The 20,677-nt window shown below is 68.5% G+C and carries 15 protein-coding genes and 2 tRNA genes; 10 read left to right on the top strand and 7 right to left on the bottom strand.

From position 1 onward, the window contains the following. Positions 1-17 precede the first annotated feature (17 nt). The gene (locus BJY18_RS14730; RefSeq protein WP_184780522.1) at positions 18-788 is read left to right on the top strand and encodes a fumarylacetoacetate hydrolase family protein; all 771 of its coding nucleotides are present in this window, start codon (positions 18-20) and stop codon (positions 786-788) included. 461 nt (positions 789-1,249) lie between these two features. On the opposite strand, the gene BJY18_RS14725 is transcribed toward BJY18_RS14730, so the two are convergent. Next, positions 1,250-2,494: an FAD-dependent oxidoreductase gene (locus tag BJY18_RS14725; protein ID WP_184780521.1), complete on the bottom strand. Its 1,245-nt coding sequence runs from the start codon at positions 2,492-2,494 to the stop codon at positions 1,250-1,252. A 1,059-nt stretch (positions 2,495-3,553) separates the two neighbouring features. Here BJY18_RS14725 and BJY18_RS14720 point away from each other — a divergent pair. From BJY18_RS14720 to BJY18_RS14700, 5 genes are all read left to right on the top strand, one after another. Further along, on the top strand, positions 3,554-4,813 hold the full coding sequence (locus tag BJY18_RS14720) for an IS701 family transposase (RefSeq protein ID WP_446680338.1): 1,260 nt from the start codon (positions 3,554-3,556) through the stop codon (positions 4,811-4,813). Positions 4,814-4,934: 121 nt separating this feature from the next. Next, positions 4,935-5,678 (top strand): HAD family hydrolase, encoded by a 744-nt coding sequence (locus BJY18_RS14715; RefSeq protein WP_184784619.1) that lies wholly within the window; start codon positions 4,935-4,937, stop codon positions 5,676-5,678. Positions 5,679-5,728: 50 nt separating this feature from the next. Continuing rightward, a tRNA-Gln gene (locus tag BJY18_RS14710) sits at positions 5,729-5,800 on the top strand. Positions 5,801-5,890: 90 nt separating this feature from the next. After that, positions 5,891-5,963: transfer RNA gene (locus BJY18_RS14705), tRNA-Glu, on the top strand. Positions 5,964-6,932: 969 nt separating this feature from the next. After that, positions 6,933-8,669 (top strand): chloride channel protein, encoded by a 1,737-nt coding sequence (locus BJY18_RS14700; protein WP_376774665.1) that lies wholly within the window; start codon positions 6,933-6,935, stop codon positions 8,667-8,669. 4 nt (positions 8,670-8,673) lie between these two features. Here BJY18_RS14700 and BJY18_RS14695 read toward each other — a convergent pair whose 3' ends face one another. Further along, positions 8,674-9,177, bottom strand: a complete 504-nt coding sequence (locus BJY18_RS14695) for a MarR family winged helix-turn-helix transcriptional regulator (RefSeq protein WP_221457727.1) — start codon at positions 9,175-9,177, stop codon at positions 8,674-8,676. A 909-nt stretch (positions 9,178-10,086) separates the two neighbouring features. Between BJY18_RS14695 and BJY18_RS14690 the strand changes: the two genes are divergently transcribed. After that, on the top strand, positions 10,087-10,557 hold the full coding sequence (locus tag BJY18_RS14690) for a nitroreductase family deazaflavin-dependent oxidoreductase (RefSeq protein WP_184780518.1): 471 nt from the start codon (positions 10,087-10,089) through the stop codon (positions 10,555-10,557). 790 nt (positions 10,558-11,347) lie between these two features. Here BJY18_RS14690 and BJY18_RS14685 read toward each other — a convergent pair. From BJY18_RS14685 to BJY18_RS14675, 3 genes are read right to left on the bottom strand one after another with little or no spacing between them, the layout of a single operon-like run. After that, entirely contained in the window at positions 11,348-12,256 is a 909-nt protein-coding gene (locus tag BJY18_RS14685; protein ID WP_184780517.1) for a glycine betaine ABC transporter substrate-binding protein, read from the bottom strand. A gap of 29 nt (positions 12,257-12,285) precedes the next feature. Beyond that, positions 12,286-13,176: an ABC transporter permease gene (locus BJY18_RS14680; protein ID WP_184780516.1), complete on the bottom strand. Its 891-nt coding sequence runs from the start codon at positions 13,174-13,176 to the stop codon at positions 12,286-12,288. Then, a complete protein-coding gene (locus BJY18_RS14675) occupies positions 13,169-14,338 on the bottom strand; it encodes a quaternary amine ABC transporter ATP-binding protein (RefSeq protein WP_312873849.1) in 1,170 nt (389 codons plus the stop codon). The genes BJY18_RS14680 and BJY18_RS14675 overlap by 8 nt, the downstream gene beginning before the upstream one ends. Positions 14,339-14,997: 659 nt before the next feature. Here BJY18_RS14675 and BJY18_RS14670 point away from each other — a divergent pair. Both BJY18_RS14670 and BJY18_RS14665 read left to right on the top strand, forming a co-directional pair. Continuing rightward, complete coding sequence (locus tag BJY18_RS14670; protein WP_184780514.1) at positions 14,998-15,444, top strand: CBS domain-containing protein; 447 nt, start codon at positions 14,998-15,000, stop codon at positions 15,442-15,444. A 25-nt stretch (positions 15,445-15,469) separates the two neighbouring features. Further along, positions 15,470-16,759, top strand: a complete 1,290-nt coding sequence (locus tag BJY18_RS14665) for an ArsB/NhaD family transporter (protein ID WP_184780513.1) — start codon at positions 15,470-15,472, stop codon at positions 16,757-16,759. A gap of 431 nt (positions 16,760-17,190) precedes the next feature. Here BJY18_RS14665 and BJY18_RS14660 read toward each other — a convergent pair whose 3' ends face one another. Continuing rightward, positions 17,191-17,832, bottom strand: a complete 642-nt coding sequence (locus BJY18_RS14660; protein ID WP_184780512.1) for an HU family DNA-binding protein — start codon at positions 17,830-17,832, stop codon at positions 17,191-17,193. A 495-nt stretch (positions 17,833-18,327) separates the two neighbouring features. Further along, entirely contained in the window at positions 18,328-19,029 is a 702-nt protein-coding gene (locus tag BJY18_RS14655) for an IclR family transcriptional regulator (protein WP_051792855.1), read from the bottom strand. Positions 19,030-19,171: 142 nt separating this feature from the next. On the opposite strand from BJY18_RS14655, the gene leuC reads away from it, so the two are divergent. Next, the gene (gene leuC, locus BJY18_RS14650; protein WP_184780511.1) at positions 19,172-20,605 is read left to right on the top strand and encodes a 3-isopropylmalate dehydratase large subunit; all 1,434 of its coding nucleotides are present in this window, start codon (positions 19,172-19,174) and stop codon (positions 20,603-20,605) included. The last annotated feature ends 72 nt before the right edge of the window (positions 20,606-20,677 follow it).

Below are 20,677 nucleotides of genomic sequence, written 5' to 3'. Positions count from 1 at the left end.
GTACGTAGACTGGGGGCGTGCGTCTAGCTCGTATTGCTCATCCCAGTGGTGTCGCGTTCGCTTCGGTCGAGGGGGAAGGTGACGATGCCGAGGTGCTGGAAATCGCGGAACATCCCTTCGGCCAGCCGAACTTCACCGGTAAACGGTGGCCGCTCGCCGACGTCCGGTTGCTCGCGCCGATCCTGCCGTCGAAGGTGATCGCCGTCGGGCGGAACTACACCAAGCACGCGGCGGAGTTCGGCAATGAGGTGCCTTCCGCGCCGATGCTGTTCATCAAGCCGTCCACCACGGTCGTCGGCCCGAACGTTCCGATCCGGCGCCCGTCCGATGTCGGCCGGGTCGACTTCGAGGGCGAGCTCGCGATCGTGATCGGCCAGCCGGTGAAGAACGTGCCCGCTGCGCGTGCCGCCGCCGCGGTCCTCGGCTACACGGTGGCCAACGACGTGAGCGCGCGTGAACTCCAGAAGTCCGACGGGCAGTGGGGCCGGGCCAAGGGGTTCGACACGTTCTGCCCGCTGGGCCCGTGGATCGAAACCTCGCTCGACCCGGCTGACCTGGCCCTGCGCAGTGAGGTGGACGGTGCGGTCAAGCAGGACGCTCGCACCTCCGACCTCGTCCACCAGGTTCCCGAGCTGGTCGAGTTCGTGTCGCGGGTGATGACGCTGCTGCCCGGCGACGTCATCCTCACCGGCACACCGGAAGGCGTCGGCCCGATCGCCGACGGCCAGTCGGTGTCGATCACGATCGAGGGAATCGGCACCTTGACCAACCCGGTGCAGGACGTCTGACCGGTTTTTCGCCGCTCGATGGCCACGGTCTCGGACAGCCGAGACCGTGGCCATATCAACATCCGGGGTGTCTTGCCGCGTTGCCGTTGGGTGGCGACTTGCTGGTGGAGGGCGCTTTTGGGTTGTTGCCGTTGGGTGGCGACAGTCACGTCCACGCAACGTGGCCTCTTCCGGCGAACGCCGGCTCACTCGTGGTGGGCCCGGGCCACTCGGGAGCCGAGTCCTGAGTGGGTTGTCCAGGAGCCGAGTCGCGAATGGGCTCTCCGGGAGCCGAGCTTCGTGTGGGCTCTCCGCGAGCCGAGTTGCGGATGGTCTCCCCGGAGTGGAGCAGCGCTGTGCCGCGGATGCGATCCAAGGCGAAATGTCAGCGCGCCGTGACCGCACGATGTGCAAGCTCGCCGTCCGCTCCGGAGTCGCGGCATTGCCGCGATCAACGAGTCACTCGTTCTTCCGGACAGCCTTCACCGCGTGGCGGTGACTGGTTCCATCGGTCGGCGGGCGAACGGCGGTGCTGCTTCTGGGCGGAACCCCACGCCCAGGAGGCGGGCCGGTAGGTAGCACAGTTTCGGGAAACGGGACAGAAGCGCGATCATCACGGGTGGGGGCTGGTTGCGCCGGCCGGCCATCACGGGGCGCACGACTTCGCGATGCAGCAATCGCTGCAAAGTCTGTACGGCGATCGTCGGCAGGAGACGACGGCTGCGTACGGCTGCGAGTTCCTTCGTCGTCGGACGGCCGCGGCGGAGGCTGTCGGCCAGTAGCCTCGCGGCGGCGACCGCGTCTTGTACTGCCAGGTTGATCCCGACGCCTCCGACCGGGGACATCGCGTGTGCTGCGTCGCCGATGCAGAGCAGGCCGTCGACGTGCCAGCGGTGCAGCCGGTTGAGCCGGACGTCGAGGAACTTGACGTCGTCCATCGACTCCAGTTCGTGAGTCCGGTCGGCGAACTCGGGGCAGACGTCGAGGATGCGCCGGCGGAAGTGCTCGATGCCTGCCGGGCGCAGGTCCTCGCCCTTCGGGGCGAAGTAAGCGACCTGGTAGTAGTCCTTGCGCGGCAACGGAACAGCGAAGCGCCGGTTGCGCATCCGTGGCGTCAGCGTCCCTTCGGCTTCGCCCTCGTGCCGGGAAAGCCGGAACCACCAGGCGTCGAACGGTGTGTCGTATTCACGCGGTTCCAGTCCCGCCCACTGACGGGTCAGCGACCATCGCCCATCAGCGGCGAGGACCAGGTCGGCCTCGAGTTCTCCCTCGCTGCCGTCTGCTGTGCGGTAGCGCACGCCCGACACCCGGCGGCCCGAACGCAGCAACCCGGTCGTCTGGGTCTCGAGCCGAAGCGTGAACGTCGGCTCCTGCTGTGCGGCGTCGGCGAGCAGGTCGAGGAAATCCCACTGCGGCACCATCGCGATGTAGGGGTGCGGCACGTCCAGCAGCGACAGGTCGGCGATGGTCATGACGCCACCGTCGTTGGTCGGGAAGCCGGCCCTGTGCAGTTCGGTGTGGGGAAGGGCGCTGAACTTCTCGCCCAGGCCCAGCTCGTCCAGCAACGTAAGGGTGGACGGATGCACGGTGTCGCCGCGGAAGTCGCGCAGGAAATCGGCGTGCTTCTCGAGCACCGTCACCTCGATACCGGCACGCGCCAGGAGCAAACCGGCCACCATGCCCGCCGGACCCCCACCGACAACCACACACCCTGTGCGCTCGGTCATTCCCCTCAGCTCCCGTCATTTCATCAGCCGTTGAATAACACGAGCATGCACGTCGGAGGCAGGTGACGTCAACCCGGCGTGTGAGGATCCTGTCATCGAGCACCGGCGGAACGGTCGGTAGCGGACGAGAGTCGGATGCGGGCTACGGCTGGGCGCGGCGGTGGGAGTCGGGCGAGGGTCGCAGTGGGTACGCCCGCGTGCAAGAGGCGCAGAGAGAAGGTGAGGCGGTGTCGGGGTCGTTGTCAGGGGGTGTGGCTCGTAGGGCTGGCGTGTTCGCGGGGCGTGGATGGCGAGTGTGAGGTGGACCCGTCGTGCGGCAGCCAGGCGGGCGTTGAAGGGTGAATCGGTGAGTGGATCAATATGCATCGACGCGCAAGGAGGGCACCCTCCGCGTCTTTCCTTGCGATAATGCCGGATAATCTATCTGCAATTTAACACGTTATTTGATGCCGGTTCCAGGGAAGCTATGGTTGCAAATTCATAGTTGCATCGAGTGCTTTGTAAGGTTATTTTATGGTGTAACCGTGTGATGTTGCTTTGCGGCCTGTCGGGCGGGTGGCTGTGGGAATGTGGCCGACGGTAGCGGTGGGGAGACGTGTGGTGGCACTGGCCGCGGTACGGCGAGCGGCGGTGCGCAACGTCGGTTGCCGGCTCGGTCTTGAGCACTCTGCTTCGTTGCAGCTTCATCCCTGCGCATCAGTCCGGACTTCCCCGCGCTTCACTCACTTCCTTCCCGGAGTCGGAAATTCTCGGTCCGGTTGAGGGGATCGGCCGTGGGCAGCGGCGGGGTGCGGCGGTGTCGGGAGTGTTGTTCGGTGCGAACTTTCGGTACCCGGAGTAGAGGTCGTGACCCGAAACAGCGCAGTGGTAATCACCTTTTTGGCCGCGTTGCGGGCGCGGCGCGTGCCCTAGTACTCCAGCCGGACTTCGTGATCGGGGCTGGTGGGGGGGTGCCTGGAGATGGGTGCGGCCGACAGTTGATCATGGTTGGTTGTGTGGACTTCCCAAGATCGCCTGACGGCCGCAGGTGTGAGCATAGACCCTGTCCGGTGGCGGGCGATGTTCGATGAGCTCATGGGGCGGATCGCGGGCCGGTTCGGGCGGGTCGAACCGCGTCGTGGGGCGGAGAAGTTGTTGCTGGGGTTGATGTCTGAGTTGCCGCGGAAGAATTGCTGGACCATCGCCGAGTATGTCGGGGACCCGAGCCCGGACAGGTTGCAGCATGTGCTGGCGCGGGCGGTGTGGGACGCCGACGCGGTACGCGACGACCTGCGTGACTACGTGGTCGAGCACCTCGGTGAGACTGACGCGGTCCTGATCGTGGACGAGACCGGGGATGTGAAGAAAGGCAGCCACACGGTCGGGACGCAGCGCCAGTACACGGGCACTGCTGGGCGGATCGAGAACTCCCAGGTCGCGGTCTATCTGACCTACGCCACCACCGCGGGACACGCCTTCGTGGACCGGGCCCTGTATCTGCCGAAGTCCTGGACCAGCGACCCCGAACGCTGCCACGCGGCCGGAATCGACGAGAACATCGCGTTCGCGACCAAACCGGCGCTGGCCACCGAGATGATCGCCCGCACCCTCGACGCCGGAATCACGGCGTCCTGGGTGACCGGCGACGAAGTGTATGGCGCCGACCCGCACCTGCGCACGGAACTGGAACACCGTGGTGCCGGCTACGTGCTGGCCATCGGACGCGACCGCCGCGTCGCGACCGGAGTCGGCACCTTCCGCCCCGACGACCTCGCGGGACGGCTGCCGAAACACGTGTGGCAACGCTTCTCCGCCGGTGCGGGCGCGAAAGGACACCGCTACTACGACTGGGCCCTGATCGACATCGACCCTGACACCACACCGGCGGGACACCGGTGGCTGCTGATCCGGCGCAACCGCCGCACGAAAGAACTCGCGTTCTACCGCTGCTTCGCAGCCACTGCCACCGCGCTGCCCGTTCTGGTGCGGGTGGCCGGAACCCGATGGCGCGTCGAGGAATCCTTCCAAACCAGCAAAGGACTCACCGGACTTGACCAGCACCAAGTCCGCCGCTGGACCTCCTGGCACCGCTGGACCATCCTGGCGATGCTCGCCCACGCCTTCCTCACCATCGTTGCCGCCACCGAGCGCACCCGGCAAGCGACCTCGACCGACTGGATTTCCTTGACCTGCAACGAAGTCCAGCACCTATTCGCCACACTCGCCATCACACCGATCACCGACATCGCGCACCGACTACGCTGCTCGATCTGGCGCAGACAACACCAATACCGAGCACGGCAGGCCCACTACCAGCGACAAGCCACCCGAGAACCATGAACATCACGATCTACGGCTGGAGTACTAGCCTCACTGGGTGGATTTCGCCGCGGCTGCTTCGACGCCCTCGCTCGCCGGCAACCCTGGGCGGGCGCCGTGGGTGCCTCCCGAGCTGCGGCTGGTGTGTCTCGACATCGACGACACCTTGATCGACTGCACTGCCGCGATCCGCCGTACGCTGTACGCCCTCACAGGTCGTGGCGATCTGTGGCCGTTGTGGGACGTGATCACCGAGGAGCACGTCGCGCTCGTGGTCGCCGGCGAACTCGACTACGACGTCATGCATCACCGGCGTACCGAGTGCTTCCTGGCCGAGTTGGGCATTGTCGTCGAGCCGGTGCAGGTGGGCGCGTTCGAAGCGCGTCGGCGGGAGATTCTGGCGCGTTCCTGGCGATTGTTCGACGACGTACTGCCCTGCCTCGAATGGCTGCGTGCCGCCGGGCTGCAGATCGCTGCCGTGACGAACGCCTCAGGCGTGCACCAGCGACGGAAGATCGCCGAACTCGGGCTGTCGCCGTTTTTCGACCACGTCGCCATCGCGGGTGAACTCGGTGTCGCCAAACCGGATCCGGCGATGTTCCGGTCGGTCTGCCTCGCTCTGCAATGCGCGCCGGGACAGGCGGTGCACGTGGGGGACAAGCTCGACACCGACGCCATCGGCGCGCGCGACGCCGGTCTGGGTGCGGTCTGGCTCGACCGGGACGGCACGGGCCAGGTGGGCGAGCGTGCGCCTGCCGGGGTGTACACCCTGTCCGGCCTGGGCGAGCTGCCTGAGCTGCTCGTTTCGGAGTACGCCACGGTCGGGGTGCCGGCCCAGCGTGCGACCGGGACCCCCGCTGCGCGAGTCCGCGGTGGCGTGTTCTAGTATTTCTCCTCGTGCGGTGCTGAACCGGCTGAGCTGGGAAAGCGCCTCACTGGGGTATGGTGTAATTGGCAGCACGACTGGTTCTGGTCCAGTTAGTCTAGGTTCGAGTCCTGGTACCCCAGCTGCGGAGAGGGACCCGCTTACCGGCCCCGCGAAAGCTTCTGGTAAGTTCTCTCTCGCAAGAAACGCCCCGGAAACGGGGAAGTTCCTAAGCCCCCGTCGTCTAGCGGCCTAGGACGCCGGCCTCTCACGCCGGTAGCGTGGGTTCGAATCCCATCGGGGGTACTCACTGAATCCCCGCAGCAGACTCTCTTCTGCTGCGGGGATTTTTGTCTGTCCTGCTTGCTTCAACTGTGCGCCGGTTCGGTCGGTGCGATCGCGCTCGGCCCGGTCGTGGGACGGATGTGCTTACCCCGCGGTCGCGCAACGGGCGAACTCGGGCGGGAGTGGTGTCCGCTCGCGTGGGGTGTCCGGCTGCCATCCTTTGCCACAGCGTCACGTCGGGCGAGTGGTGTGTCGCCTGAGGGCTCGGTGCGCTGGAGGCAAGGTCGTCGAGCTGTACGTGTGTGACAGGTTCCTGACAATCCAGTGTCGGAGCGTTTGGCGCGCGTCGTCTTGTGCGCCAGCGGGGTCACTTTCTCCTGTGATCGGAGCGAGAACAGGCAGAAGGTAGGTGGTTGATGTGGTCCAGAGCTCGTCGCGTGCACGGCATCGAAAACGGCTGGCTCACCGTAGCCGCGGCTCGTCGCGCCGGCGAGTATGCGCGATGCGACGTCCATCCTGTCGACGAGCATGCCGTATGGCCCATCGCGTCGGCGAGCACGCCGGGTCGCGGGCCCATCGTGTTGGCGGACGGACATGCCGTGTGGCAGATCCTGGCGGCGGGCATGCCCGTGTGTCATCCAACTTGGCGGTGGCCTGGCAGTGCTCACGCTGTGGTAGCTGCGGGTGAGGCCTCGCGCGTGGACCGTGCACGGACGTCGCCGGTAATCGGCAACTGGCTCGGTCGCAATCGTACGAGAGGTAGCGCTGCATCGGTTGGCGTGCAGGATTGCCGGTCAACGAGGTGAGCATCCACCGCAAAAGTGCACCTCCTGTCTCAGCTGAGACGTCCCGATCAGCAGCCGTGCCGGTTTGGTCCCGTCGTCAGGTGGTGGGGCTCTGCTGTGGTGTTCCGGGTTCGTCCGTCTCGTCAGAGAGACCTCGCGCACACGGGGCTACCAAGTGCCACAGCAAATGTTTCATACTGCAATGGTGTCTCAAGACAACAGTGTGCGGGTGCCGGTGCGGGTGCCGCTCGGTCGATGGGTCCGGGAGAGTGCGGCAGGGCTGATCAGTCTCTCGCTGGTGATCGGCGCGGGTGCCGGGGTCGGGGCGGTGGTGTTCCGGTGGCTGATCACCAGCTTCACGCACCTGTTCTCCGGCCAGGCGGACTACTCGGCGGCCGGCCGGGTGGCGCATCCGTGGTTTTCCGCGCTGGGGCCGTGGTTTTTGCTGTTCGCTCCGGTCGTCGCGGGGCTGGTGTACGGACCGCTGGTGTACCGGTTCGCACCTGAGGCGCGCGGCCACGGCGTTCCGGAGGTCATGTACGCGGTCGCTGAGCGCGGCGGGCGGATACCGGCGCAGGTCAGTGCGGTGAAAGCGCTGGCGTCCGCGTTGACGATCGGAGCCGGGGGATCGGTCGGCCGGGAGGGGCCGATCGTGCAGATCGGGTCGGCGCTGGGGTCCACGCTCGGACGGCTGACCCGCCTGCCGGAGCCGAGGTTGCGGGTGCTGGTCGCGTGTGGTGCGGCGGGCGGGATCGCGGCGACGTTCAACGCTCCGCTCGCCGGCCCGTTCTTCGCGATGGAGCTGATCCTGCGGGACTTCGCGGCCGAGTCGTTCGGAGCGGTCGTGCTGGCCAGCGTGACCGCCAGCGTCGTGGGGCGGGCGGTGCTCGGCAACGTCCCGTTCCTGGACCTGCCGCCGTTCACGATGCGGAACCCGGTGGAGTATCTGCTGTTCGTGGCGCTCGGATTGCTGGTCGGCGCGTGCGGGGTGCTGTTCACCCGCGTGCTGTACCTCATCGAGGATCTCTGCGACCGGGTGTGGCGAGGTCCCGAATGGCTGCAGCCGGCAGCGGGCGGGCTGGTGCTCGGCGGAGTGCTTCTCGTGCTGCCGCAGATGTACGGCGTGGGATATCCGGTGCTGCAGAACGCTGTCGAAGGCAAGTACGCGCTGGCGTTCCTGCTCGTGTTGCTGGTCGGGAAAATGGTGGCCACCAGCCTGACGATCGGGATCGGCGGCTCCGGCGGCGTTTTCGCGCCGTCGCTGTTCATCGGCGCGATGGCGGGTACGGCGTTCGGCATCATCGTCCATGCCTGGTTGCCTGAGTTAACAGCTCAACCGGGTGTGTACGGATTGATCGGCATGGGCGCTGCGTTCGCGGGTTCGGCACGGGCGCCGATCACGGCGGTGATCGTGCTGTTCGAACTGACCGGGCAGTACACGGTGATCCTGCCGATGCTCACCGCGATCGTGATCGCCACGGCGATCAGCCGGGTCCTCAGCCGCGACACGATCTACACGCTCAAGCTGCGCCGTCGCGGCGTGGATCTGGAACGGTCCCCGGCGGAACGCCAGCTGGCCGGAACGACGGTCGCCGCGGTCACCGAACCGCTGCCGGAACCGTTGCCGTCCGGGCTGGCACTGGACGAGGCCGCGCACGCGTTGGCCGTTTCGGGACACGGAATCCTGCCCGTGATCGACACGGAAGGCACCTACCAGGGGTGCGTGACCGCCCGCGCGGTCGCCGAAGCAGTCGCCGAGGGGCAGGAGGGCACGGCCGGCGACTTGGCCGAACTGCCGCCGCTGCTGACGCGGGACATGAAACTCGCCGACGCGCTCACGGTGCTCACCAGCGCTTCGGGGACCGGACTGCCCGTGCTCAGCGCGGAGCACCGGCTGGACGGATGGATCACCCACCAGTCCGTGCTCGGGGTGGTGCGATGACCGGTCAGGCCCAGCCGCCCTCGGCGGTCGTGCCCGCCGGTGGTTCGCCGCCGGCCTCGGCGAAGGCGGTCAGTACGTCGACCAGCCCGTGGCGCGCGCCTTCCGGCATCGTCTCGACGATCTTGGCGATCTCCCGGCGGCGACGGTTCGTGACCAGCCGGACGATCCGGGCGCCCTCCCGGGTGAGCTCGATGACCACTTCCCGCCGCGACGACGGATTGCCTTGCCGCGCCACCATGTCCACGGCGACCAGACGGTCGACCATCCGGCTGGCGGTCGAAGGGGTGACGCCGAGCAGCTCGGCGAGCGCGGCGTGCTTGAGCGGGCCGCGGGAGTGCAGGATCACCAGAAGCCGGAACTGCGGCAGCGTGATCAGATCACCCGCGGCCGCGATGGACCGCGCGGACACGGCGACGAGCAGCCTCGACGCGGTCAGCACCGCCTCGGTGACCGCATCGACGTCGGCGGGGACGTCGGCACGGTCGTGGGCGGCCGGGGCGCGGGACATGCCTCCAGTGTGCCGCATTCGCCGCGGGATTCGCCGGGAGAGGGGGCATCGAACGGCCGCGGTGTGACCGGGTGCTGAAGCGAGTGGGGCGGGTCTGTGCCGGCAGGCCGGGGGTGGTGTGAACGGTTGGGTGCGGTGTGGACAACTGGGGGCGGTGCGGACGGCTGCGGGCGGTGTGAACGGTTGGGTGCGGTGTGGACGGCTGCGGGCGGTGTGACGGCAGGGGCCGGTGTGGAGGGTTGGCGGCGGTGTGGACGGCTGGGCCGCTGGCCCTGGCCGCGGCTTGGCCGTGATGGCTTGACGGGCTCGACGCTCGGTCGGCTGTGCTGGCGGCGCGGAGGGTGGAACGTGTGTTCGGAGCCGGGAGGGCGTGAGTCGGTGTGGCTGGTGCTGTCGTCGGAATCGCGTGTCGGGGGATCGGGATCGATTGCTGTCGGGGTAGCGGGCTGACGTCGCGGGGCCGTGAGACGCGGACGTTGGCTCGGCGACCCGGCGACCCGGCGATCCGTCGGGCAGGAGCGGCGCGAACTGCATCGGGTCTGGGCAATGATGCGAGGTTGTTCGGCGGCTTCACCTTCAGCCGGATTCAGCACAGCGGTCGCGCCTCTTGGGAGTCTGTGGTTGTGGCGCGAACGCATGGCTGTGTACGTGCGCTCAGTGGGGTGAAGAAGACGACTGAGTGTCATGCCGTCTGCTGCAAGCGTTTTCGGGCAAGCTGGGACTGTGGTGGCTGGAAAGTGAGGCACTGCCGGGGCACGCTGACTCGGTAGCTGGTGGGGTGTTCGGGCTGGCCTTGCGGGCTCGCGGAGTTCGGCGCGTTCGGGCAGGCTGGCGAAGGACGTCGGGGCTCGGGGTGCGCCGGCGGGCGGCTGGGGTAACGCGGCGCGAGGGTGGAGGTGTGGGATGCCGGTGACCGATCGTCCTCCGGTGGGAGTGGTGCGGTGGTTGTTGCGGGCGCCGATTCCGTTGTACCGGGCGGGATGGGGGAGGCTGTTCGGGTATCGGCTGGTGTATCTCGCGCATCGGGGGCGTGTGTCGGGGCTTCGGCGTGAGGTTGTGGTCGAGGTGGTGCGGCATCGTGTGGAGGTGCCGGAGATCGTCGTGGTCGCGGCGTGGGGCGGGAAGCCGCAGTGGTATCGGAACCTGCGGGTGGCTGCGCCGATCGAGGTACGGTGCGGGCGGTACCGCTGGAACCGGCCGGAACGGCGGTTTCTGTCCACAGCGGAGCTCGACGAGGTACTGCGCGGTTATCGAGCGCAGCATCCGCGTGCCTGGGCACGCCTCGGGCCACGGCTCGGGTTTCCGGCTGAACCGTCGGATCCGCGGTGGGCGGACGCGGTAGGGCGGGTGCACGGAGTCGCGTTCAGTCCGGCCCGCTGAGCGGGTCCCGTAAGGCCTGCCTTGGGGAATCTGCTGTGGCCAAGCCAGGTGTGTGTTCCAGGGAGATAACGGCCGCGCGACGCTGTGGTCTGTACGGGACGGATCGGTTCTGGCCGCTGGGCTACGGAGAGAGTCGCGAAGGCGCTGGTCCAGTCCAGGAGCCGGGTTTGGTCCGCGGCGCGGAAGGGGTTCGGTGAAAGCGGGCGTGACGGGCTGAGTTCGGCGGGGCTGGGGCGTGGCTGGCGCAGGGCTCGAAGGTCGGACCGGCATCGCGGGGTGGCGGCAGCGATTTCGGTAACGATGGAGCCGGATAGTGGGTTGGCGGCGGTGCCTGTGGTCGCGTGTGGTGGCTGGTTGGGGCTGCGGCGGTTCCAGCAACGATAGAGCCGGAAGTCAGCGGGAATCGGCGGCTCGGCGCTTGGTGGCTGGTTGAGGATGCGGCGGTTTCTGCAGCGATGGAGCCGGAAGTCCGCCGGCATCGGCGGCAGGGTGAGTGGCGGACAGGCGTTGCGGCGGCGATGTGGGCGGCGACGGGGTGGGGTCGTCGGTTGGCCGGGGTGCCTGTGGTCGGTTGAGGCAGCGACAGAGCCGGAAGTCAGCGGGAATCGGTGGCAGGTCGCGTGGTGGCCGGTTGGCGCAGCAGCAATTCCGGCACCGACAAAGCCGAAACCCAGCCAGAAGCGGCGCCAGTCGCGTGTGTGGTGAACCGGCGAGACGGTGCCGACAGACCCGGCAACGGCAATGGTCCCGCACCCCAGGAGGGGCGCGGGACCATGGGAACCGGGAGAAATCAGACGCCGGCGAAAGCGGCGTCCACGAACTGCTTGTGCTGGTCCGCCCACTGCTTTGCGGCGTCCTTTTCCTTGCCCTTCTGGGCCTTCTGGATCGCGTCCTCCAGGGAGCCCAGGTCCTCGTCGCTCATTTTCAGCTTCTTCGACACCTCGGTCAGTGCCGGGAAGTCCTCGCTGAAGCCCTTGCGGCCGACGGAGTGGATCTGCTCGCCCTTGCCCATCGCGCCCTTCGGGTCCTGCAGGTCCTTCAACTGGTAGCGCGAGTACGCCCAGTGCGGGTGCCACAGGGTGACCACGATCGGCTCCTTGGCCTTGATCGCGCCGTCCAGCGCGGCGAGCATCGCGGTCGTCGAGGAGTTCTGCAGGGTGACCGCGCCGTCGAGGCTGTACTGGGACAGGACGTCCTTCTGCACGATGTCGGTCTCGCCCGCGCTGGCTTCGATGCCGGTGATCTTGCCGTCGAAGTCGCCCGCCTTCGCCTTCAGGTCGGCGATGCTGGAGACGTCCTGCACGTAGTCGGGCACGGCCAGGTTGAGGGTGGCCTGGTCGTACCAGACGCCGAGGTCCTCGAGCTGGTCGTGGTACTGGTCCCAGTACTTCTTGTGCGTGGTGGGCAGCCAGGAGTCCAGGTACAGGTCGACGTCACCCTTGGCGAGGCCCGCGTAGATCGGGCCGGCGTCGAGCAGCTGCGCGTTGACCTTGTAGCCCTTGCTCTCCAGCACCGTCTGGTACAGGTTCGTCAGGGCGATGTCCTCGTCCCAGCCGATGTAGCCGATGGTGATGCTCTTGGCTTCCTGGCTGTTGCCGGACTGCGACTCCCGTCCGCCGCAGGCGGCGGTGAGACCCACCAGGGCCGTCACCGCGGCGCCGACCGCGAGGATCCGCGTGAACCGTTTCGTTGTCCGCACTCGTTCGTCCTTTCTCCGATACGTGGTGCTCACGCGGCCGCGGTGCGGCGGCGGGCCCGGCCCACTGCCGAGCGGGCGCCGAGCGTCGAGGTCAGCCGGTCGAGGTAGATGGCCAGCACCACGACCCCGATCCCGGCCTCGAAACCCTGGCCGATCTTGAGGCTGGTGACCGCGGCGTAGACCTCCGAGCCCAGGCCGGGGGCGCCGACCATGCCGGAGATCACGACCATCGACAGCGACAGCATGATGATCTGGTTGATGCCGGCCATGATCGAGGGCATGGCGAGCGGAATCTGGATCTCGGTCAGGATCCGCCGCGGCGGTGAACCGAACGCCTCGCCCGCCTCGACCATCTCCGGGTCGACCTGGCGGATGCCCAGCTCGGTCAGCCGGACGCCGGGCGGCAGCGCGAACACCACGGTGGCCACCACACCCGGCACCGGGCCGATCGAGAAGAACACGACCACCGGGATCAGGTAGACGAACGACGGCAGCGTCTGCATGAAGTCCAGTACCGGCTTCACGACCCGGCTGACGGATTCGTTGCGGGCCGCGGCGATACCGGTCGGGACGGCGATGAGCACCGCCAGCACCCCGGCGACGAGCACCTGCGACAGCGACTCCATGGCCGACGGCAGTTCGCTCAGGCCGTCCACCAGCGCGAACCCGATGAGCGAGGCGATGCCGAAGCGCCAGCCGCGCACCCACCAGCCGAGCGCTCCGAAGATCAGCACGAGCACCACCGACGGCGGCCAGGTCAGCGCCGAGGCCACCCCGTTGACCGCGCCCTTGACGACCATGTCGACGAAGTCGAAGAACGGCCCGATGTTGTTCGTCAGCCAGTCGACGATCGCGGCGAACCAGTCACCGACCGGGATCCGCGGTACATGCCAGCCGTCGGCGAGGAAGAGCTCACGCATGCGCGTCCACCTCCTCCTGTGCGTCTTCGACCATGCTCAGCGACCGCAGCAGCGACTGCTGCGTGACCATGCCGAGCAGCGCGCCGTGCTGATCGACCACGGCCAGCGGCGCCGGTGCCGACGCGGAGGCGCCGAACAGCTCGGCGACCGGGGTTTCCGGTGTGGTGCTTGCGGCCGAACGGTCGAGCACCCCCTCGAGCGAGGCCTCGCCGCGGTCCGCCGCCGCCGACACCGCACTGCGCGTGACCGCACCGGCGAACCGGCCGTCGCTGGTCACGAGCACGCCGGTCAGTTCGTGACGGAGCATGGTCTCCCGGGCTTCCACCGCGGAAGTGTCCGTGGTGAACGAGATCCCGGCCGGTTCCATCACCGCGGACGCGGTGAGCACGCGGGTGCGGTCGACGTCGCGCACGAACCGGGTCACGTAGTCGTCGGCCGGTGTGGTCAGCATTTCCTGCGCGGTGGCGATCTGCACGATCCGGCCGTCACGCATCATCGCGATCCGGTCGCCGAGGCGCATCGCCTCGTTGAGATCGTGGGTGATGAACACGATGGTCTTGCCCAGCTGCCGCTGCAGGTTGAGCAACTGGTCCTGCATCTCCTTGCGGATCAACGGGTCCAGCGCGCTGAACGCCTCGTCCATCAGCAGGATCTCGGTGTCCGCGGCCAGAGCGCGGGCCAGTCCCACCCGCTGGCGCATCCCACCCGAGAGCTCACCGGGCAGCCGGTCCTCCCAGCCGGTGAGCCCGACCAGTTCCAGCGCGTCGGAGGTACGGGCCCGCTGCCGTTCGCGCGGCGCGCCCTGCACGCTCAGCCCGTAGGCGACGTTCTCCGCGACGGTGCGGTGCGGGAAGAGCGCGAAGTGCTGGAACACCATGCTCATCCGCCGCTGCCGCAGATCCCGTACCTGCGCCGGGGACATCCCGGTGAGGTCGTTCTCGTCCACGAGCACGCGGCCCGACGTGGCCGGCAGCAGCCCGTTCAGCGTGCGCAGCAGCGTCGACTTCCCGGAACCGGAGAGGCCCATCACGACGAAGATCTCGCCGGGCTCCACGGTGAACGACGCGTCGATCACCGCGGCGGTGACACCCGGGTCCAGATCCGCGCGGTCCGTGCCGTTCTCCAGCCTGCGTACCGCCTCCGTGGGACGGCGGCCGAACACCTTGTACAGATTCTCTACTCGAACTATCGGCAATGGTTTCTCATGTCTTTCGAGCCGGTTCGTTGCCGGGCAGATGATTGCATAATCCAACACTTGCCGGTGCTGAACATGAGCTCGGTTCACCTGTGGCACGTGCTTTTCGTGACCTGCCGCCGCCGTGCGCCGGGGCGGCGGGGGCGGCCGCCGGGCAGTACCGGGCGTAACCGGAAAAACGGGTGTGCGCTGGCGAAACCGGGTTCGCGCGCGAGCCTTTTCCGTGCACCGGACAGTCGAACACGCTGGGTAGCGATCACGTTCCCGTAACAAGACGGAATCCCTTGCTGGCCGCGATTTCCGTGACGTGACCGCGGACACGCACCGTCACACACGGTGCCGGATCGGACACGAGAACGAATCCTCTTCGAGGCGGCCGGGAACGACGATCCCGGCCCGGTACGCGACGTCGCACGACTTGCCGGAGACCGGTCCGTACGGCATCTTTACGCGTGGAGTGCCGGGAAGTCTGGTCGGCCGGCTCGTGCCCGCCCGGGTGACGAGTACCTCGCCGCATCCCAGGAGCACCATGATCCGCTTCGCCGCCGCCGAATTCCGCGATCACTTCCGCGCAACGCCGGCGTCGCCGCGGTTTCCGGCGGCCGCGAACCGGTTAGCCTGGGCAGATGCGTGCTGCCGACATGGCGGAGGACTTCCCGGTCGTCCCCGTCGATTCCGATGCGCTGGCCGCGGTGCGGATGCTGGCCGTGCGGCGGTTGCCGGGACTCGTGGTGATCGATGCCGACGGCATCCCGTGCTCGGTGCTGCCTGCCACGGAGGTGGTGCAGTTCCTCGTCCCGCAGTACGTGCGCGACGATCCTTCGCTGGCCGGCGTGCTCGACGAGCCGATGGCCGACCGGATGGCGGGCAAGCTGTCCGGCCACACCGTGGCGGACCTGCTGCCGGAGGAACCGGCGGAGCTGCCCACGGTGGACGCGGACGACACCGTGGTCGAGGTCGCCGCGAAGATGGCCCGGCTGCGCTGTCCCCTCGTGGCGGTGCTCTCCGGGACCACGCTGGTGGGCGTGGTTTCCGCGTCGAGGTTGCTGGAACTGGCGCTGGGACAGCGCTGAGCGTCCCGGTCGTGAGGTGGGTGGCGTGAGCACGATCATCGCGGTCGTCACTTTCGTCGTCGCCTATTTCCTCATCGCGACCGAGAAGATCCCGAAAACGCATGCCGCGCTCGGCGGTGCCGGGGTGGTGCTGGCGGCCGGGGTGATGGACTCGGGCAGCGCCTTCTTCTCCGAGGACACCGGCATCGACTGGAACGTCGTGTTCCTGCTCTTCGGGATGATGGTCATCGTCGGGATCCTCCGTCGTACCGGGGTGTTCGAGTTCGTCGCGATCTGGGCCGCGAAACGCGCCAAGGGCTCGCCGCTGCGGATCCTGCTGCTGCTGGTACTGATCACCGCCGTCGCGTCGGCGTTCCTGGACAACGTGACGACCGTGCTGCTCGTCGCCCCGGTCACGTTGCTGGTGTGCGACCGGCTGGACATCGCGCCCACGCCGTTTCTCATCGGCGAGGTGCTCGCGTCGAACATCGGCGGCACCGCGACCCTGATCGGGGATCCGCCCAACATCATCATCGGCAGCCGTTCGGGACTGTCGTTCAACGAGTTCCTCGTCGGCCTCGGTCCGATCGTGGTGCTCGAGGTGGCGTTGTTGTGCGTGCTGCTGCCGTGGCTGTTCCGCGGCAGCTTCCGGGTCGATCCGGAGCGGGTCGCCGATGTCCTTGCCCTGAACGAACGGGAGGCGATCACCCGGCCGAAGCTGCTGCTGCGCTCGGGGATCGTGCTCGCACTGGTGTTCGCCGGGTTCGTCCTGCATTCGGTGGTGCACCTCGATCCGGCGGTGGTCGCGCTGCTCGGCGCCGGGGTGCTGGTACTGGTGTCCGGGACCAGGCCGAAGGACTACCTCGCCGGCGTCGAATGGGAGACGCTGCTGTTCTTCGCCGGCCTTTTCGTGATGATCGGCGCGCTGGTCAAAACCGGTGTCATCGACTCACTGGCGCGGCTGGCCGCCGACACCACCGGCGGGCAGGCGCTGCCCGCGGTACTGCTCGTGCTCGGGGTTTCCGCGGTGCTGTCCGGCTTCATCGACAACATCCCGTACGTGGCCACGATGAGCCCGCTCGTCCTGGCCCTCACGCACGACATTCCCGACCCGGCGCACGCCGAGGCGCTGTGGTGGGCGCTGGCGCTGGGCGCGGACTTCGGCGGCAACCTCACCGCGGTGGGGGCCAGCGCGAACGTGGTCATGCTCGGTATCGCGGCACGGTCCGGCACGCCGATCTCGTTCTGGCAGTTCACCCGCAAGGGCGCGGTGGTCACCCTGCTCACCGTCGCGCTGGCCGCGCCTTATCTGTGGCTGCGGTACTTCGTGTTCTGAATCTCAGAACACCGCTGCGGGTTCACCGGTACCCCGGTCAGTCCGCGGATCCGCGGCGGGGCCACGGAGAGCAGAAAGGTGTAGCGGCCCAGTTCTGCGCATACCGTGGCGAGTTCGTCGACCTCACCGCGTCGACGAGCGGCATCCCCAGGCGTACCAGGGCGACCTGATGCAGTGGGCTCTTCCGCGGCTTCGAAATCCGCCCGGGTGATCGGATGTGCGGACGTCAGCGGGACCGTCCCCGGCGAGATCGAGACTTCCTCAGCGGCGCGGGCACGGGCCTGCTCGGTGATCGGATCCAGGATGCCGAGTTCGTCGCGGGCGCCCAACGGCCCCGTTGTCTCGCCAGGGGTCTGCTCGGCCGCTCCGGGAACACGGAACAGGCCCCGTCCGAGAGCGGGCGGGGCCTGTTCCGGTGTCCGGAGACGGCGTTACTTCTTCTTGGCAGCCGAGGGGCGCTTGGCGGCCGTGGTCTTGCGCGCGGTCGCCGTGGTCTTCTTGGCGGCCGGCTTCGCCGCGGCCTTGGTGGCCCGCGTCGTGCTCGCCTTGGCGGTGCTTGCCTTGGCGGTGCTCGCCTTCGGGGCGGTCGCCTTGGTGGCCTTGGCCGCGGTCGCCTTGGTGGCGCGCGTGGTGGTGGCCTTGGCCTTGGTGGCGGTCGCCTTCGCGGCGGGGGCCTTGGCAGCGGTGGCACGGGTACGCGTGGTGGCCGGCTTGGCGGCCGCGGCCCGGGTGGTGCTCGACGCGGTCGCCCGGGAGGCGCTCGCGCGCTTCACGGCAGTGGCCTTCGGCAGCTTCTTGGAGCCGGAGATCACGTCCTTGAAGGTGGTGCCGGCGCGGAAGGCGGGCACGTTGGTCTTCTTGACCCGCACGGACTCGCCGGTGCGCGGGTTGCGCGCGGTGCGAGCGGCGCGGGCGCGCTTCTCGAAGACGCCGAAGCCGGTGATGGTCACCTTCTCGCCCTTGTGGACGGTGCGGATGATGATGTCGACGAGACCGTCGACGGCTTCCGCGGCGGCTTTCTTGTCGCCGATGCGCTCCGACAGCGCCTCGATCAGCTGGGCCTTGTTGGCCATTCCAGTTCCTCCAACCAGAACTTGTTTTTTACGGCCATACAGGCCGAACGAGGCCATTATCACCCACGCGCCCGGCGAGTCCAATCGGGACCTCGGTTTTCCGGCCCGGATCCGGGTGTCCGGCGCGTGGCGGCGCGGGGTCTGTTCGCGCCGGCCGGAACACCGCAGTGGCTTCGGATCGACCGCCGGACCGGACGGGAAAAGCCTGTGCGCTGGGGTTTTTCCGGAAACCGGCTGATCGTCCTGCGGCTGCCGGGGCGCTGCGGTCCGGTGCGGTCCGGTGCGGGGCAAGCGGATCGGAACCGGCCGGAGCGAAGTTTTCCTTGCGGCGTGTCGCGATCCCGGCCGGCGCGTACGGGCCGTCGCGGAGATGGTCCACAGCGGACGTCGCGGTCGGTCTACTGAGGACGATCGGCGCGGAACGACAAGGGTCGCCTCCGCGCCGTGGGGACGGGGGAGGCGGCCCTCGGGGGGTCGCGGTGGGAGCGGGTGGGGTCAGAGTCGTTCCTGCAACGCGTCGGCCGCGGCGAGGAGGTCGGCCGCCCAGCGGGCACCCGGTTTGCGGCCGATGCGCTCGATCGGCCCGGAGACCGACACCGCGGCGACCACCGCGCCGGAGGAGTCGCGGACCGGGGCGGAAACGCTGGCCACCCCCGGTTCCCGTTCGGCGACACTCTGCGCCCAGCCACGGCGGCGTACCTCGAGCAGCGTGCGCTCGCCGTACACCGCGTCCGCCAGGATGGTCCGCTGGGTGTGCGGATCCGACCACGCGGCAAGGACCTTCGCGCCCGAGCCGGCCGTCATCGGCAACCGCGAACCGATCGGAACGGTGTCACGCAGGCCGCTCGGCGGCTCCGCGGTCGACACGCACACGCGCTGCACGCCGTCCCGCCGGTACAGCTGCACGCTCTCCCCGGTGATGTCCCGCAGCTTCGGCAGGACCGAGCTCGCCGCGTCCAGCAACGGATCGGTCGATCCGCCGGCCAGCTCCGCGAGCGCGGTGCCCGGGCGCCACCGGCCGTCCGGTCCTCTGCGCAGCAGGCGATGCACCTCGAGGCCGACCGCCAGCCGGTGCGCGGTCGCCCGTGGCAGTCCGGTGCGCGTGCAGAGTTCCGCCAGCCCACACGGGTCCTCCGCGACCGCCTGAAGCACGGCCACGGCTTTGTCCAGTACTCCGATACCGCTATGCTGTCCCACGACGCGATACTAACTTCCCGCACTTTGGGAAGTCCAGAATCTGGGAAAAACGAAACCCGGGCTGCGCCGTGCCGTGGCTCCGCCTCGTCAGCGACCACCCGAGTTCCGCGCTCCCGGCCGATCCTGTGGAAGGAGCCGGAGAATGACCAGCCCTACCGGCAAGGCCCGTACGCTGGCGGAGAAGGTGTGGGAAAGCCACCTCGTGCGCCGAGGCGAAGGCGCGGAGCCGGATCTGCTCTACATCGACCTTCACCTGGTGCACGAAGTGACGAGCCCGCAGGCGTTCGACGGCCTGCGGCTGGCCGGGCGGCCGGTGCGCCGTCCCGACCTGACCATCGCGACTGAGGACCACAACGTCCCCACGGTGGACATCGAGCTGCCGATCGCCGATCCGGTCTCCCGCACCCAGGTCGACACGCTTCGCCGCAACTGCAAGGAGTTCGGCGTCCGGCTGCATCCGATGGGCGATGCCGAACAGGGCATCGTGCACGTCATCGGACCGCAGCTGGGCCTGACCCAGCCGGGCACGACCGTGGTGTGCGGCGACAGCCACACCTCCACCCACGGTGCGTTCGGTGCGATGGCCTTCGGCATCGGCACGTCGGAGGTCGAGCACGTGCTCGCCACCCAGACGCTGCCGCTGCGTCCGTTCAAGACGATGGCGATCAACGTCGACGGGGTTCTGCGGCCCGGCGTGACCGCGAAGGACATCATCCTCGCCGTCATCGCGAAGATCGGTACCGGCGGCGGACAGGGGTACGTGCTCGAATACCGCGGCAAGGCCATCGAGGACCTGTCGATGGAAGCGCGGATGACCATCTGCAACATGTCCATCGAAGCGGGTGCGCGGGCCGGCATGATCGCGCCGGACGAGACGACCTTCGCCTACCTCAAGGGCCGTCCGCACGCCCCGCAGGGCGCCGAGTGGGATGCCGCGGTGGCCGCCTGGCGGGAGCTGCGCAGTGACGAGGGCGCACAGTTCGACGCCGAGGTGCACCTCGACGCGGACGAGCTGACCCCGTTCGTGACCTGGGGCACCAACCCCGGACAGGGTCTGCCGCTGGGTGCTTCGGTGCCCGACCCGGCCGCCATCGCCGACGAGAACGAGCGGTTCGCCGCGGAGAAGGCCCTGTCCTATATGGATCTGGCGCCGGGCACCCCGCTGCGCGAGATCACGGTGGACACGGTCTTCCTCGGCTCGTGCACCAACGGCCGGATCGAGGACCTGCGGGCCGCCGCGGACGTGCTGCGCGGGCACCGGGTGGCCGAATCGGTGCGGATGCTCGTGGTGCCCGGTTCGATGCGCGTGCGCCAGGCCGCCGAGGCGGAAGGGCTGGACAAGGTCTTCACCGATGCCGGTGCCGAATGGCGGCAGGCGGGTTGCTCGATGTGCCTGGGCATGAACCCGGACCAGCTCGCGCCCGGCGAGCGCAGCGCGTCGACCTCCAACCGCAACTTCGAAGGGCGCCAGGGCAAGGGTGGGCGCACGCACCTGGTCTCACCGCTCGTGGCCGCCGCGACCGCCGTACGGGGCACGCTCTCGTCCCCGGCCGACCTGGTTCCGGCCACCGCCTGACCGCCTCGTGAGTGCCGGGGCCGGGGAGAACCGGCGTTGTCACTCACGAGCACGTGAACCTCTGAGAGGAGC

This window comes from Amycolatopsis jiangsuensis (genome assembly GCF_014204865.1).
Classification (GTDB): domain Bacteria; phylum Actinomycetota; class Actinomycetes; order Mycobacteriales; family Pseudonocardiaceae; genus Amycolatopsis; species Amycolatopsis jiangsuensis.
Note: the sequence above shows the minus strand (reverse complement) of the source record. Positions and strands in the feature narration are given on the sequence as shown.

What these genes read in the sequence shown, in the direction of transcription:
- BJY18_RS14725 (WP_184780521.1), bottom strand. Translation starts at nt 2,494, where the DNA reads ATGACCGAGCGCACAGGGTGTGTGGTTGTCGGTGGGGGTCCGGCGGGC.
- BJY18_RS14720 (WP_446680338.1), top strand. Translation starts at nt 3,554, where the DNA reads ATGTTCGATGAGCTCATGGGGCGGATCGCGGGCCGGTTCGGGCGGGTC.
- BJY18_RS14695 (WP_221457727.1), bottom strand. Translation starts at nt 9,177, where the DNA reads ATGTCCCGCGCCCCGGCCGCCCACGACCGTGCCGACGTCCCCGCCGAC.
- BJY18_RS14680 (WP_184780516.1), bottom strand. Translation starts at nt 13,176, where the DNA reads ATGCGTGAGCTCTTCCTCGCCGACGGCTGGCATGTACCGCGGATCCCG.
- BJY18_RS14670 (WP_184780514.1), top strand. Translation starts at nt 14,998, where the DNA reads ATGCGTGCTGCCGACATGGCGGAGGACTTCCCGGTCGTCCCCGTCGAT.
- BJY18_RS14660 (WP_184780512.1), bottom strand. Translation starts at nt 17,832, where the DNA reads ATGGCCAACAAGGCCCAGCTGATCGAGGCGCTGTCGGAGCGCATCGGC.
- leuC (WP_184780511.1), top strand. Translation starts at nt 19,172, where the DNA reads ATGACCAGCCCTACCGGCAAGGCCCGTACGCTGGCGGAGAAGGTGTGG.